This is a genomic window from Bradyrhizobium sp. 61 (genome assembly GCF_023073075.1).
Taxonomy (GTDB): domain Bacteria; phylum Pseudomonadota; class Alphaproteobacteria; order Rhizobiales; family Xanthobacteraceae; genus Bradyrhizobium; species Bradyrhizobium barranii.
Window position 1 is genome coordinate 14,106 of sequence record NZ_JADPIU010000080.1, and the last position, 14,186, is coordinate 28,291.

Sequence of the window (14,186 nt, forward strand, 5' to 3'; positions counted from 1 at the left end):
TCATGCTTCGAGACGCGCCGCAAGGCGGCGCTCCTCACCATGAGGGTCTAAGATGTTGCCGCGGAGCAGACCTCATCCTGAGGAGCCCGCTGAAGGCGGGTGTCTCGAAGGATGGCCGCGAGGAGGCTGCCAGCCCGCTCTGTTGCCAAATGTGCCGAACGTCACCGCCCGAGCTGCTTCGGATCATAATAGAACCGTTCTTCGATCAGCTGATCGCCCCGCCAGGTCTGCCACGCGATCTCATCCAGCGTTCGGACGACGCCTTCGGCATTGGTGAAGCTGAAGCTCCAGCGGGTCGCGACGTGGTCGCCCTCGATCATGCTCGGCCCGATGCGGACGGCCTTCACCTCCCTGGAGGCCGCGAGCACGCCGCGCTCCTTGGCGACGAGCTTGTCGCGGCCGACCGTCGGGGCGGCGTTGTTCTCATAGGTCGCGGCATCGGGCGTGTAGTACTGCTCGATCGCTTCGACAAACTCCCCATCCTCCAACCGTTTGGCAAAAGCTTCGACGACGTCACGGCTCGGCATGGTGCACCTCACGATTAAAACCGACTGATAGTCGGTAAATACCGACCGGTAGTCGAAAAGTCAACTGGCCGGGTGCGACGAATTGGACTAGACGGGAGCCATGGCAAAGCAGGCGGAGCGGCGGGCGGCGACATCGGAGGCGATCCTGACGGCGGCGCGCCGCCTGTTCGGGACGCAGGGCTTTGCCGCGACCACCATGGACGACATCGCGGCGGCCGCGGGCGTCGCCAAGGGCGCGGTCTATCATCACTTCAAGACCAAGGAGGCGGTGTTCGAAGCGGTGTTCGATTCTGTCTCGCGCGATCTCGTCGCCGAGATCGACCGGACCGCGCGCGCCGAGAAGGACGTGCTCGCCGCGATGGTCGCCGGCACCCAGCATTACTTTGCGGCGACCGCCAAGGGCCCGACCGGCCAGATCATCCTGCGCGACGGCCCGGCCGTGCTCGGCTGGGAGCGCTGGCGCGAGATCGACGCGCAGCATTTTGGCGGCAAGATGCCGCGCGCGCTGTCGGTGGCGATGGAGGCCGGCCTCATCGCAAAGCAACCGGTCGAGCCGCTGGCGCGGCTGCTGCTCGGCGCGGTGACGGAGGCGGCGGTCGCCTGCGCCGGGCGCGCGGATATCGCAAGGGCAGGGGCGGAATATGCCCGTGCGTTCAAGTCGCTGGTCGAGGCGCTGCGTCTGCGCGCATGATTGTGCTAATCACGAAACGGAAACGCCCACCAACAAGAAGAACAGTAGCGCATGAACGCAAATTCCTTCCCCGCGCCGTCCGATCCTGAGTTCGACTACATCATCGTCGGCGCCGGCTCCGCCGGCTGCGTGCTCGCCAACAGGCTGTCTGCGAACGGCAAGCACAGCGTGCTGCTGCTCGAGGCGGGACCTAAGGATTCCAACATCTGGATCCACGTGCCGCTCGGCTACGGAAAACTGTTCAAGGAGAAGACCGTCAACTGGATGTACCAGACCGAGCCGGAGCCCGAATTGAAGGGGCGCCAGGTGTTCCAGCCGCGCGGCAAGACGCTGGGCGGATCGAGCTCGATCAACGGCCTGCTTTATGTCCGCGGCCAGCACGAGGATTACGATCGCTGGCGCCAGCACGGCAACACCGGCTGGGGCTATGACGACGTGCTGCCCTATTTCAAGAAGGCCGAGAACCAGGCGCGCGGCGCCGATCAATATCACGGCAGCGGCGGCCCGCTGCCGGTGTCCAACATGGTCGTGACCGATCCGCTGTCGAAGGCCTTCATGGAAGCCGCGGTCGAGACCGGTCTGCCCTACAATCCCGATTTCAACGGCGCCACGCAGGAGGGCGTCGGCCTGTTCCAGACCACGACGCGCAACGGCCGCCGTGCCTCGACGGCGGTGGCCTATCTTGGTCTCGCGAAGGCACGCAGCAATCTCAAGGTCGAGACCGAGGCGCTCGGCCAGCGCGTGCTGTTCGAGGGACGCCGCGCGGTCGGCGTCGAATATCGGCAAGGCACAACCGTGCGCCGGGCCCGCGCGCGTAAGGAGGTCGTGCTGTCGAGCGGCGCCTACAACTCGCCGCAGCTCCTTCAGCTCTCCGGCGTCGGCCCTGCCGATCTCTTGCGCAAGCACGGCATCGATGTCGTGCTGGACGCGCCGGGCGTCGGCCACGATCTCCAGGACCACATGCAGGTCCGCATTGTGATGCGTTGCTCGCAGAAGATCACGCTCAATGACACCGTCAATAATCCGTTCCGCCGCACGTTGGCCGGCGCGCGCTATGCGCTGTTCCGGAAGGGCTGGCTGACCATCGCGGCCGGCACCGCGGGCGCGTTCTTCAAGACCAATCCTCGCCTCGCTTCGCCCGACATCCAGGTGCACTTTCTGCCGTTCTCGACCGACAAGATGGGGGAGAAGCTGCATGATTTTTCCGGGTTCACGGCGTCGGTGTGCCAGCTCCGGCCCGAAAGCCGCGGGACCTTGCGCATCAAAAGCGCGGACCCGACCGTGCCGCCGGAGATCCGCATCAACTACATGTCGACCGAGACCGATCGCACCACCAACGTCGAAGGTCTCAAGATCCTGCGCAAGATCCTGAATGCGCCGGCGCTGAAGCCGTTCGTGGTCAGCGAGTACGATCCTGGCGCGAAGGTATCCACGGACGCCGAGATTCTGGATTATTGCCGCGAGCGCGGCAGCACCATCTACCATCCGACCTCGACCTGTCGTATGGGCAATGACGCGCTGGCGGTGGTGGACCAGCGGCTGAAGGTGAGGGGGCTCGAAGGCCTTCGCATTGTCGACGGTTCGATCATGCCGGACCTCGTGTCGGGGAATACCAACGCGCCGATCATCATGATCGCCGAAAAGGCCTCCGACATGATATTGGAGGATGCGCGATAAACATTGCGCTGAAAGGACATTCGACTTGGCTACGCGACTGAAGATCGGCACACGCAAGAGCGCGATGGCGCTGGCGCAGACGGAAGAGATTGCGCGCCGCCTGACCGCCGCCATGCCCGATCTCGATGTCGAGATCGTCAAGTTCGACACCACGGGCGATCTCGACCAGACCAGCAAGCTGCTGCCGCACGGCGGCAAGGGCGGCGCGTTCGTGGCGCAGATCCGCGCTGCCGTGCTCTCCGGCGAATTGCAGGCCGCGATGCATTCGCTGAAGGACATGCCCGGCAACGAGGACACGCCCGGCCTCGTCATCGGCGCTACGCTATCGCGCGATCCCCCGAGTGACGCACTGGTGCTGCGCGATGGCGTGACGCTGGAAGCGCTGCGCCAGTCGCGCGGCAAGGGTTTCAAGATCGGCACCAACGCCGTGCGTCGCGCCGCCTATGCGCGGCGGCTGTTTCCTGATGTCGAAGTGATCCACTTCCGCGGCGCCGCCGACACCCGCGTGCGAAAACTCGACAATGGCGAGAAGCAGAAGTTGCCGGATGGCGGCGCGGTTGGTCCCGCCGATGCGCTGATCATGGCGCGTTCCGGTCTTGACCGCGTCGGCCTCTCGCACCGTATCGCCTATGAATTCACCGCGGCGGAGATGCTGCCCGCGGCAGGCCAGGGCATCGTCGCCGTGGAATGCGCCGCGCAGGACTGGCAGACGCGGCAGATCCTGGCATCGATCGACGATCCCTCTGCGCACGCTTCTGCCGATGCCGAGCGCGAGGTGCTGTGGGTGCTCAACGGCCATTGCAATTCGCCGGTAGCGGGTTTTTCGACCATCGCAGGCGATCAGATGTCGCTGACGGCGTCCGTGCTCGACCTCTCAGGCAACACCATCATCGAAGCCTCGCACACGGGCCCCGCCAACCGCCCGCGCGAGCTCGGCCGCGCAGTGGGGCTGGAGCTGCTGACGAAGGGCGCCGCCGAGATCATCGAGCGCAGCCGGCCGCGCTAGCTGGCCTGTGAAATCGCAATCGGCGGGATGATGCCATCCTGCTCCTGTTTTGCCCGACGTGTCAAACGTAGGCGCAATTTAGTGCGATGACCGCGCATCTGATTTCAGTGCCCTCTAAGTCATTGATCGGGCGTGGTCTCTCTACTGTGCATGGGGTTGTTTTCGCGGTTTTTGTTTCCGCTCCCCTCCGGGACGCAACAAATTAGCCCCGCACGCGCTTCAGCATCTGCTCGACATGGGCGATCGGCGTTTCCGGCTGGATGCCGTGGCCGAGATTGAAGATGAAACGCCCTTGCGCAAAGTTCGCCAGCACGTTGTCCACCGCGCGGTCGAGCGCCGCGCCGCCCGTGATCAGCACCAGCGGGTCGAGATTGCCCTGCACGGCGACTTTGCTCTGCACGCGCTCGCGGATGAAGGCCGGCTCGGCGGTCCAGTCGATGCTGACGGCATTCACGCCGGTCGCTTCGACATAACCCGGCAATTGCGCGCCGGCGCCGCGCGGAAAACCGATGATCTTCGCATCGGGCACTTTTGCACGCACGCCTTCGACGATGCGCCGGGTCGGCTCGACCGACCAGCGTGCGAACTCGGCCGGCGGCAGCACGCCGGCCCAGGTGTCGAAGATCTGCAACGCATCGGCACCGGCCGCGAGTTGCGGCAGTAGATATTCGATCGAGTTCTCCACGAGCACGTCGATGATTTTCGCAAACGCCTCCGGATGCCGGTAGGCCATCATCCGCGCCGGCGCCTGGTCGGGTGTGCCTTGGCCTGCGACCATGTAGGTCGCCACCGTCCACGGCGCCCCGCAGAAGCCGATCAGCGCGGTCTTGGGATCGAGCGCACCGCGCACGATTCTGAGTGCCTCGAACACCGGCTTGAGCTTGCTGAAGTCGGCGTGCGCGGCGAGCGTCGCGACTTTTGCGGGATCATCCAGCGGCTCCAGCCGCGGACCCTCGCCAACCTCGAACCGCACGGAACGGCCGAGCGCATAGGGGATCACGAGGATGTCGGAGAAGATGATCGCCGCATCGAAGCCGAACCTGCGGATCGGCTGCAGCGTCACTTCGGCGGCAAGCTCAGGGTTGAAGCAGAGATCGAGGAAGCCGCCGGCCTTGGCCCGCACCTCGCGGTATTCCGGCAGATAGCGTCCGGCCTGCCGCATCATCCACATGGGCGGGGTAGCCTGGCGCTGGCCGGAGAGCACGTCGATGAAGGGCTTTGTCGCAGACTGGGGCACGGACGGTCCTATCAAGATTGAGGTTCCTGATACACTGCCGGAAGCCAGAGCGGAACAGTGGAACCAGCGCAAATGCGCCGCGTTGACCTCCCAATCGAGGAGGACTCCATGGCTGAGACATTCAATCCCGCGCCGCACGACAAGCACGCTGATGATCTTGGCAAGGCGCTGGCCGCCGATCGCCATACCAAGCTTGAGGCCGGGCTGGAGGACAGTTTCCCTGCGTCCGATCCGGTCAGCGCTGCGCAGCCGACACCGTCGAAGGCCGATGCGGATGCCGACAGTCCCTCGCTCTGGGACAAGGTTAAGTCGATCTTCAGCTAAGGCCGACGTTCAGCGAGCGCCGGGGCGCTCGGTTTCCGATAGGGTCGCTAACGCATTGTTAGCGATCCAGCGACGCTCCAGTCCGTAGGAGTACGGGAAAACCCGCATAACGCTGCGAATGTCCTCAAGCGTTTCAGGGTTCAATAACAGAAGCGGTGGAAGTTCCGGCGATCGGAGATTTCTGCCGCATGACCGTCGCCTCACAAAGAGCCGGATGGAGCCGCCTGCCGTTGCGCGCGGCGGCGTTCGTCGTGCTCACTTGCGCGACCATCCTCGGCGTCAGCGGCTGGCGTGAATGGGCCGCGCGCGATGCCGTGCTCAAGGGCGCCGAGACCGAGATGGCGAATGTTGCGCGCTCGCTGACGCAGCATGCGGAGGACAGCCTCGACCTGCTGGATTCCGGCGTCGTCGGCGTCGTCAGCCGGCTGGAGATGGACGGCGCCGAACCCGCCACGATCGCCAAGCTCAGGAACCTCTTGGAGGCGCGCAAGAAGGCGATCGCGCGCATTCACAGCCTCGCCATCATAGACGACCAGGGCAACTGGCTGACCTCGCCGGGCACGATCGGCTCGACGCTCAGCGACGACGCTTTCTTCCGTCATCACCAACTGTCCTCGAAACGGGAGCCTCATGTCGGCCATCCGGTGCGGAGCCAGCTCGATGGCGAATGGGTCGTCACCCTGTCGCGCCGCTTCAACAAGCAGGACGGCAGCTTCGGCGGCGTCGTGCTTGCGACCATCAGCGCGAACTATCTCGCGCATTTCTACGAGCAGTTCGAACTCGGCCGCAACAGCTCCGTGGCGCTCGTGCATGGCGACGGCATGATCATCGCGCGCAATCCAAGCAACGACAGGTTCGTCGGCCGCAGCGTCGCCGACACCCCGCTATTCCGCGACGCGAGCCTGCAGCAGCCGGGCGGCGCATACCATTTCAGGTCGCCGCTGGACGGCGCCGAGCGCGTCAGCTTCTTCAAGCGCTCTGGCCGTTATCCGCTCGTCCTGCTTGCCATGGTCGACAAGGCCGAGCTGCTGGCGCCCTGGCGAGCCGCGGCGATCTCCCGCATGCTCTACGTGCTCGCGCTGGTCGTGCTGATCGCGGTCATCGGCGCGGTGCTGGTGCGGCAGTTGCAGCGGGGTCAGCGCATGGCCGCGGCCCTGGTCGAGAAAGAGGCGCATTTCCGCCTGCTCGCCGAAGGCTCCAGCGACATGGTGACCCGCATCGGGCTCGACGAGCGGCTGCGCTATGTCTCTCCCTCGTCGGTTCGCGTCGTCGGCTGGCGGCCCAATCAACTGATCGGAACGCCGGCGCTCGCCGGCATCCATGCGGATGATCGGCCGCAGGTCCAGGCGCTCGTCGATGCCATGAAGCGTGGCGAAAAGGACGAGGCGCGCGTCACCTATCGCAACGCGCACCGGCAAAACTCGGAAGTTTGGCTCGAATCGACCATGCGGGTGACGCGCAAGGAAAACGGCAACGTCGACGGGGTGGTCGCGATCTCGCGCGACATCACCGAGCAGAAGAAGCTGGAGACCAGGCTCGAGACGCTCGCGATCGAGGACAGCCTCACCGGGCTCGCCAACCGCCGCCGCTTCGACGAACGGTTGAAGGAGGAATGGGCGCGCGCCTATCGCGACCGCTCCAGCCTCGCTTTGCTGATGATCGACGTCGACCACTTCAAGGCCTACAACGACGAATACGGCCATCCCGCGGGCGATGCCTGTCTGCGCGTGGTGGCGAAGGTCATCGCGGCCGAGATGCAGCGCGCCGGAGATCTGGCTGCGCGCTATGGCGGTGAGGAATTCGCCATGCTGCTGCCGAACACCGATGCCGCCGGCTGCGCGCGGATCGGCGAGCGGATCCGCCGGGCGATCCGCGAGGCGCACCTCGTCCACAGCACCAATCACGCGTCGGGCTGCGTCACCGCTTCGCTCGGCGGCGCGGCCTGCCGGCCCGCGCTGGAACGCACCGCCGGCGTGGGCTCGCTCGTCGAGGCTGCCGATCAGGCGCTCTATGCGGCGAAGCAAGGTGGGCGCGACCGCCTGATGATGTCGGTCGAGGTGGTGAGCCTGCTGCCGAAGGCGTCAGGACTGTAGCTCATCATCCTCAATAATGCGGCGGGGGCTCGTTGGCGGGCCCCGGCGCATTCGTCTCGGCTTCCTGAAGTCGCTCGCCGAGCTCTGCAATCTTCCGCGTCAGCGCGTCGATCTGCTTCCACTGTGCGGTGATCGTCTGGTTGAGCGTCTCGATCGTATCGTCCTGATAGGCGATGCGCGTCTCCAGCGTGTCGATGCGCTCGCCCAGCGTCTTGATGTCACTCGTCACGGTCGTGCCCCACTTCTTGTTCGCGTAGGCCCCGTTCGCGCAAGCCATGACTGAGTGCGACGCGCTCGTCGAATACAAAACATTCGCCGCGCCAGCGGCTCTGCGCCTCCGGCACCTCTTCGAGATATTTGAGGATACCGCCCTTGAGGTGATAGACTTCAGCAAAGCCGCGCGCGAGCAGATGCGCGCTCGCCTTCTCGCAGCGGATGCCGCCGGTGCAGAACATCGCGATCCTGCGGTGCTTTGCCGGATCGAGCTGCTCGGCGGCAAAATCCTTGAACTGGCCAAAGCTCTTGATCTCGGGATCGACCGCACCCTCGAACGTGCCCATCGCCACCTCGAAGGCGTTGCGCGTGTCGAGCACCAGCGTGTCGGGTGCTGCGATCAGCGCGTTCCATTCGGCGGCCTCGACGTACGTGCCGACCTGGCGCGTCGGATCGGCGGCCTCATCGCCGAGCGTGACGATCTCCTTCTTCAGCCGCACCTTGAGCCGGCCGAACGGCATCGCCTCGGCGGTCGAGAATTTCAGCTCGAGATTGTTCAGCCGGCCGCCGAACAGGGCGCCGTGCGCGAGCTCGTGGACGAAGGCGTCGATCGCCTCGGGCGCACCCGCAATCGTGCCGTTGATACCTTCCTGGGCGAGCAGCACGCTGCCCTTGAGCGCGAGGCCCGCGCAGAACGCGCGCAACGGCTCGCGCAGCGCGCGGTAATCGGGCAGGGCGGCGAATTGGTAAAAGGCGGCGACCTTGTGGATCATGGCGGCTCGTTTAGCAGGCGGCCGCCGCCCAGAAAACCCGCATGGCCCCGGACGGCAAAAGGTCTATACGCCCAGCGGATGGCAGCTATTTCGCTGGTATGCCAGCATTGCCCCGGCGGGCTGGAATGTGTCATGTAGGCCCGGTTTTTCCGAGACGGCGCGCCCTCCGCGTCGACCGCCCAAGAGAGCCCCCCAAGAGAGCCCTGAGAGAGCAAAACTTCGATGAGAAACTTCCATTTCCCCGGCAGGTCCACGGTCCACGCCACCAACGCGATGGTCGCGACCTCGCATCCGCAGGCCTCCCTGGCCGCGATCGAGGTGCTGCGCGAGGGCGGTACGGCGGTGGACGCGGCGGTGGCGGGTTCGGCGCTGCTCGGCGTGATCGAGCCGCAATCGACCGGCATCGGCGGCGACTGCTTTGCGCTGATCCAGCCGCGCGGCGAGGGCAAGATCATCGCCTATAACGGCTCCGGCCGGGCCCCGAAGGCGGCGAACGCCGACTGGTATCTCGAGCGCAAGATCAATTCCGTGCCGCTGACCTCGGCGCATGCGGTCTCGATCCCCGGCGTGATCGACGCCTTCGCGACCGTGCTGCGCGATCACGGCAAGTTCGGCTTCGACCGCCTGCTCCAGCCCGCGATCAAGGCGGCGGAAGAGGGCTACGTCGTCGCCCCGCGCATCGCCTTCGACTGGAAGAACCAGTTCGAGAAGCTGAAGGGTGGCACCAACACGGTGCGTTACCTGTTGCCCGGCGGCAAGCCGCCGGTCGCCGGCGACATCATCCGCCAGGCCGAGCTCGGCAAGACGCTGCGCGCGATCGCCAAGGACGGCCGCGACGCCTTCTACAAGGGCGCGATCGCGGAGGATATGGTCGAGACCCTCAGGGAGATCGGCGGCCTGCACACGCTCGACGATTTCGCCGCCCACACCACTGAGACGACGACGCCGATCGGTACCAACTACAAGGGTTACGACGTCTGGCAGTGCCCGCCGAACGGCCCGGGCGTCACCGCGCTCTTGATGCTCAACATCCTGTCGCGGTTCGACCTGACCAAGTACGCGCCGCTCAGCATCGAGCGCTTCCATCTCGAAGCGGAGGCCGCGCGCATCGCCTACATGAATCGCGAGATGCATGTCGCTGACCCTGAGCATATGAAGATCGACGTCGCCGAAATGCTCGCGAAGGGCTTTGCCGACGAGTACATCAGCAAGATTCGCATGGACGGCATGCTCGACCTGCCGAACGTCGCGCCGCCGATGAATCCCTCGACCATCTACATCACGGTCGTGGACAAGGACCGCAACGTCTGCTCGTTCATCAATTCGATCGCACATTCCTTCGGCTCGGCGATCGTCTCGAACAAGACCGGCGTGCTGTTCCAGAACCGCGCCGGTGGGTTCCGCATCCAGCCCGGCCATCCCAATTGCATCGCCGGCGGCAAGCGCCCGCTTCACACGATCATGCCGAGCCTCCTCACCAAGGGCGGCCGCTCCGTGATGCCGTTCGCGGTGATGGGCGGACAGTACCAGCCGGTCGGCCAGACCCACGTCGTGACCAACATCCTCGACTATGGCTGCGACGTGCAGGAGGCGATCGACATGCCGCGCGGTCTGCACTACGAGGGCCAGTACCAGCTCGAGGACAGCGTGCCTGCCGATATCGTCGAAGGCCTGAAGAAGCTCGGCCACAAGACCACCAGCGTGGTCGGCCCGCTCGGCGGCGCCCAGGCGATCTGGATCGACTGGGACAAGGGCACGCTCACCGGCGGTTCCGATCCGCGCAAGGACGGCTGCGCGCTGGGCTATTAAGGGCCGAGGGCTGGAAACGATTGCTTCGTTGCGCTAGACACCTTCCGCCTCAAACGGAAGGTCTCTTATGCAGCGTTTCCAGCGCGCGCTCCTCGCCATCATGTCGGCACTCGCGATCACCGTGATCGGCAGCGTGTCGACATTCGTTTCCACCACGGCCTCGGCCCAGACCGCAGGAAAACCCATGACCACAGCTTCAGGCTTGCAGACCATTGATAGCGTTGTCGGCACCGGCGCCTCGCCGAAACCCGGCCAGATCTGCGTGATGCACTACACCGGCTGGCTCTACGAGAACGGCCAGAAGGGCAAGAAATTCGACTCGTCGGTCGACCGTAACGAGCCGTTCGAGTTTCCGATCGGCAAGGGCCGTGTCATCGCCGGCTGGGACGAGGGCGTTGCCACGATGAAGGTCGGCGGCAAGCGCACGCTGATCATCCCGCCGCAGCTCGGCTATGGCGCCCGCGGCGCCGGCGGCGTGATCCCGCCGAACGCGACATTGATGTTCGACGTGGAATTGCTCGCGGTGAAGTGAACCGCACGTCCCCACGGAAACAAAAAGACCGGCCTCGCGGCCGGTCTTTTCGCTTTCAGATTGACGCGCGTCACTCCGCCGCGCGCTTTGCCGCGGCTGCGGCGCGATCGATTGCTTCCTTCGCGGCGTCCTTGGCGTCGCCCATGGCCTGCTGGCCCTTGCCCTTCACTTCCTGGACCACGCCTTCGCCCTTCAGGCGATCGGAACCGGTGGCTTCACCGATGCCCTGCTTGGCTTTGCCAATGGCCTCGTTGGCGGTGCCCTTGATCTTGTCGCTCGTGCTACCCATGAAACTCTCCTTCCAGTTGGCTCGCGAAAACAACGCCTGCCGACTACGAGAGTTCCGATTTTGGGTATGGCTTGATAGGCCCGCTTTGGTTAGCTTGCCGCGCACGGAACCAACAGAAAGCAAGTCCCATGACCGGCCATGACCACACGCATTCCCACCATGACCACGATCATGACGATCGCTGGAAACATGACGGCGTGCGCGTCATTCCCGGCAATCAGCTCGATACCAACGTGCCGTCGACGGCCGGCATGGACCGCGCGGCCGCGATCAATTTCGCACGCGTCGGCGCGCAGAAATTGTGGGCGGGCACGGTCAGCATCAAGCCGGACGCCAAGACCGGTGCGCATCACCACGGCCATCTCGAAAGCGTCATCTACGTGGTGAAGGGCAAGGCGCGGATGCGCTGGGGCGAGAGCCTGCAATTCACGGCGGAGGCCGGCCCCGGCGATTTCATTTTCGTCCCGCCTTACGTGCCGCATCAGGAGATCAACGCCAGCCGGGACGAGGTGCTGGAATGCGTGCTGGTGCGCAGCGACGGCGAGGCGGTCGCGATCAACCTCGACATCGAGCCGGTCGAGAAGCCCGAGACCGTGCTGTGGATCGACCCCGTCCACCGGGATCCCAACGAGAAGAAGTAAGGGCCTGAAAGCCTGCTGGTTCTGTGCGACAGAACCACGCAGGCACAGCCTTCAAAAAATATTCGGAAGCCGTGTCGGATGGCCGTCGGGCCATCCGTCCTTGGGCAGAACCCCGCCCAAGGAGCCTCCGATGCCCAAAATGATCTTCGTCAATCTGCCGGTGACCGACCTCAAGCGCGCGACGGCCTTTTACGAGGCGGTCGGTGCGGTCAGGAACCCGCAATTCAGCGACGAGACGGCGAGCTGCATGGTCTTCTCCGAGACCATCTTCGCCATGCTCCTGACCCACGACAAATTCCGCAAGTTCACGCCGAAGCCGATCGCGGATGCCAAGACCTCGAACCAGGTGCTGCTCTGTCTGTCGGCCGACAGCCGCGACGAGGTCGATGACGTCGTCGGCAAGGCCGAGGCCGCGGGCGGTGTGGCCGATCCAAGCCCGAAGGACGAATACAGCTTCATGTACGGCCGCAGCTTCGAGGATCCGGACGGTCATATGTGGGGCGTGAACTGGATGGACATGGCAGCCTTCGCCGCGCAGTCCGACATGGCGAACGCCTGACCGAAGCCAACGAAATCGACCATCTGAAGAGGAGCATTCACGATGTCCAAGCTCGTGCCTTGCATGTGGTTCAACGGCGATGCCGAGGAAGCCGCGAAGTTCTACGTATCGCTCGTTCCGAACTCGGAAATCACGCACGTCCAGCGCAACGTTTCGGACGGCCCGTCCGGCAAGACAGGCTCCGTGCTCGTCGTCGAGTTCACGGTGGCCGGGCAGCCCCTGGTCGCGCTCAACGGCGGCATGAAGGTGGAATATACCCACGCAATCTCGCTGATGATCCATTGCGACGACCAGGCTCAGGTCGACAGCGTCTGGAGCGCGTTCCTTGCTCATGGCGGCAAGGAGCAGCAGTGCGGCTGGATCAGCGATCGCTGGGGCGTATCCTGGCAGGTGGTGCCGAAGGTGATGTTCGAATTCCTGTCGAGCCCCGACAAGGCTGCGGCTGCGCGCGCGATGCAAGCCATGATGAAGATGGTGAAGCTCGATGTGGAAGTCTTGCGTCGCGCGTTCGAGGGCAAGTCGGCAGCGTGACGTCAACACAGGTGCTGTAGGGTGGGCAAAGGCGCAAAGCGCCGTGCCCACCATTCATCGACCATTGAGAGAGTTGGTGGGCACGCTCCGCTTTGCCCACCCTACGAAACCTTGCCTAGAGGCCTCAGTAATTGATCCGCAGCCCCACGCCGCCATGGATGGTGTTCCCCACCGGCTGCGGGCCCAGCGTGCCGTTGGCGAACAGGTCGACGATCCAGCCCTTCTGCACGCGGAAGCCGAGGCGGCCGCCATATTCGAACCAACCCTGGTTGCCCATCGTCGGCACCACCAGGCCGTCGCCGGTCACGGTGGCGACGATGCCGCCATGGCTGGCGAAGGACTGCACCCAGCCGCCATTGATGTTGGTCTCGATGTTGCTGCCGAAGAGGTGCGTCCACTGGCCGCCGATCTTGACCAGGCTGGTGCGGTCGGTGCCGGTCGCAATGGAGGCGTCGAACGGATTGAACGCCACGGCGCTGTCCGAATAGCCGGAGACGCGCTGCCAGAGCTGCCAGACCTCGATCGAGGCCGCGAATTCGTCGCGCGGGGACACGCGGCTCATCCAGCCGGCACGGCCATAGACGGCGTAGTTCGACGCGTTGGTCGAGCCCGTGACGCTCACCGGCCCGAGGCTGGTGTTGTAGTTGCGGGTGTAGCGCGCCTTCTCCCATGGCGTCAGGATGGTGCCGACGTCGAAGAATGGGCGCGACGAGCCCCAGTCGGTGAAGTCATAGCGCAAAGCGAAGGCGCCGATCGGCGCGCTGGTGATATTGTAGCCGCCCTCGCTGTACTGCGTGTAGGCGATGCCGGCGAGCAGCGACAGGTTGTTGGTGAGCTCCTTGCGGCCGTGGATGCCGGCCGAGAACGAGCCGGCGGAGCCGAATGCGCTGATGCAGTCGCTGCAATTGACCTGCTCGTTGACGCCGAGCAGCACCGTGCCGAGCACCCGGTTGGTGATCATCTGGTTGAAGCGCTGGTTGGCGAGGCCGCCGATCGAATTGCCGCTGGAGTCCGCGCCGGTCGGGCCCGAAGGTGGAGGCGGTGGATACGGGCTCGGCGAGGACGACGGATAGGGGCTCGGCGAAGGCGAGGGGGTCGGTGTGGGTGTCGGCGACGGCGACGGTGAATAGGTCGGCGACGGAGAGGGCGTCGGCCCACCGCATCCGGACTCGCAAGACGCCTGCGCTGCCGCCGGTCGCGCATTGAACGCGAAGAACGCAAACGCAGCGGTTGCGGTCAGCGCGGCGGCGAGGACGAGGCGTCTGACGTCGAGTTTCGCCATCA

General features: G+C 65.0%; 16 protein-coding genes. 10 read left to right on the forward strand and 6 right to left on the reverse strand.

Annotated features, from left to right (window positions below):
* Positions 1-161: 161 nt before the first annotated feature.
* On the reverse strand, positions 162-527 hold the full coding sequence (locus tag IVB46_RS30785) for a nuclear transport factor 2 family protein (protein WP_247314482.1): 366 nt from the start codon (positions 525-527) through the stop codon (positions 162-164).
* Positions 528-627: 100 nt separating this feature from the next.
* Between IVB46_RS30785 and IVB46_RS30790 the strand changes: the two genes are divergently transcribed.
* Genes IVB46_RS30790 through hemC form a run of 3 tightly spaced genes read left to right on the forward strand, consistent with a single transcriptional unit; the run spans position 628 to position 3,901 of the window.
* A complete protein-coding gene (locus IVB46_RS30790) occupies positions 628-1,218 on the forward strand; it encodes a TetR/AcrR family transcriptional regulator (RefSeq protein ID WP_247314480.1) in 591 nt (196 codons plus the stop codon).
* Positions 1,219-1,269: 51 nt separating this feature from the next.
* Positions 1,270-2,895, forward strand: coding sequence for a choline dehydrogenase (locus IVB46_RS30795; protein ID WP_247314479.1), 1,626 nt, complete (start codon positions 1,270-1,272; stop codon positions 2,893-2,895).
* Positions 2,896-2,920: 25 nt separating this feature from the next.
* Positions 2,921-3,901, forward strand: a complete 981-nt coding sequence (hemC, locus tag IVB46_RS30800; RefSeq protein ID WP_247314478.1) for a hydroxymethylbilane synthase — start codon at positions 2,921-2,923, stop codon at positions 3,899-3,901.
* A 202-nt stretch (positions 3,902-4,103) separates the two neighbouring features.
* Here hemC and hemE read toward each other — a convergent pair whose 3' ends face one another.
* Complete coding sequence (gene hemE, locus IVB46_RS30805; protein WP_247344169.1) at positions 4,104-5,138, reverse strand: uroporphyrinogen decarboxylase; 1,035 nt, start codon at positions 5,136-5,138, stop codon at positions 4,104-4,106.
* Between the two features lie 108 nt (positions 5,139-5,246).
* Between hemE and IVB46_RS30810 the strand changes: the two genes are divergently transcribed.
* Both IVB46_RS30810 and IVB46_RS30815 read left to right on the forward strand, forming a co-directional pair.
* Positions 5,247-5,462: a hypothetical protein gene (locus tag IVB46_RS30810; RefSeq protein ID WP_014497480.1), complete on the forward strand. Its 216-nt coding sequence runs from the start codon at positions 5,247-5,249 to the stop codon at positions 5,460-5,462.
* 188 nt (positions 5,463-5,650) lie between these two features.
* Complete coding sequence (locus IVB46_RS30815; protein ID WP_247314474.1) at positions 5,651-7,555, forward strand: diguanylate cyclase; 1,905 nt, start codon at positions 5,651-5,653, stop codon at positions 7,553-7,555.
* 10 nt (positions 7,556-7,565) lie between these two features.
* Here the strand turns inward: IVB46_RS30815 and IVB46_RS30820 are convergent, their stop codons facing one another.
* Positions 7,566-7,784: a SlyX family protein gene (locus IVB46_RS30820; RefSeq protein ID WP_063985210.1), complete on the reverse strand. Its 219-nt coding sequence runs from the start codon at positions 7,782-7,784 to the stop codon at positions 7,566-7,568.
* A complete protein-coding gene (locus IVB46_RS30825) occupies positions 7,774-8,541 on the reverse strand; it encodes a rhodanese-related sulfurtransferase (RefSeq protein WP_247314472.1) in 768 nt (255 codons plus the stop codon). Before IVB46_RS30825 ends, IVB46_RS30820 begins: the two co-directional genes overlap by 11 nt.
* A 222-nt stretch (positions 8,542-8,763) precedes the next feature.
* Here IVB46_RS30825 and ggt point away from each other — a divergent pair, with 222 nt between their 5' ends.
* Together ggt and IVB46_RS30835 are read left to right on the forward strand one after the other, a co-directional pair.
* Positions 8,764-10,350, forward strand: a complete 1,587-nt coding sequence (gene ggt / locus IVB46_RS30830) for a gamma-glutamyltransferase (protein WP_063985209.1) — start codon at positions 8,764-8,766, stop codon at positions 10,348-10,350.
* Positions 10,351-10,417: 67 nt separating this feature from the next.
* Positions 10,418-10,882, forward strand: a complete 465-nt coding sequence (locus tag IVB46_RS30835; RefSeq protein ID WP_028148582.1) for an FKBP-type peptidyl-prolyl cis-trans isomerase — start codon at positions 10,418-10,420, stop codon at positions 10,880-10,882.
* Positions 10,883-10,952: 70 nt separating this feature from the next.
* Here the strand turns inward: IVB46_RS30835 and IVB46_RS30840 are convergent, their stop codons facing one another.
* Positions 10,953-11,171, reverse strand: coding sequence for a CsbD family protein (locus IVB46_RS30840; protein WP_028148583.1), 219 nt, complete (start codon positions 11,169-11,171; stop codon positions 10,953-10,955).
* 128 nt (positions 11,172-11,299) lie between these two features.
* On the opposite strand from IVB46_RS30840, the gene IVB46_RS30845 reads away from it, so the two are divergent.
* The 3 genes from IVB46_RS30845 to IVB46_RS30855 all read left to right on the forward strand — a co-directional run bounded on the left by IVB46_RS30845 (position 11,300) and on the right by IVB46_RS30855 (position 12,902).
* Positions 11,300-11,812, forward strand: a complete 513-nt coding sequence (locus IVB46_RS30845; protein ID WP_028148584.1) for a cupin domain-containing protein — start codon at positions 11,300-11,302, stop codon at positions 11,810-11,812.
* Positions 11,813-11,942: 130 nt separating this feature from the next.
* The gene (locus IVB46_RS30850) at positions 11,943-12,371 is read left to right on the forward strand and encodes a VOC family protein (protein WP_014497472.1); all 429 of its coding nucleotides are present in this window, start codon (positions 11,943-11,945) and stop codon (positions 12,369-12,371) included.
* A 42-nt stretch (positions 12,372-12,413) separates the two neighbouring features.
* Positions 12,414-12,902: a VOC family protein gene (locus tag IVB46_RS30855; RefSeq protein ID WP_071916231.1), complete on the forward strand. Its 489-nt coding sequence runs from the start codon at positions 12,414-12,416 to the stop codon at positions 12,900-12,902.
* Between the two features lie 124 nt (positions 12,903-13,026).
* On the opposite strand, the gene IVB46_RS30860 is transcribed toward IVB46_RS30855, so the two are convergent.
* Positions 13,027-14,184, reverse strand: coding sequence for a hypothetical protein (locus IVB46_RS30860; protein ID WP_247314662.1), 1,158 nt, complete (start codon positions 14,182-14,184; stop codon positions 13,027-13,029).
* Between the last annotated feature and the right edge of the window lie 2 nt (positions 14,185-14,186).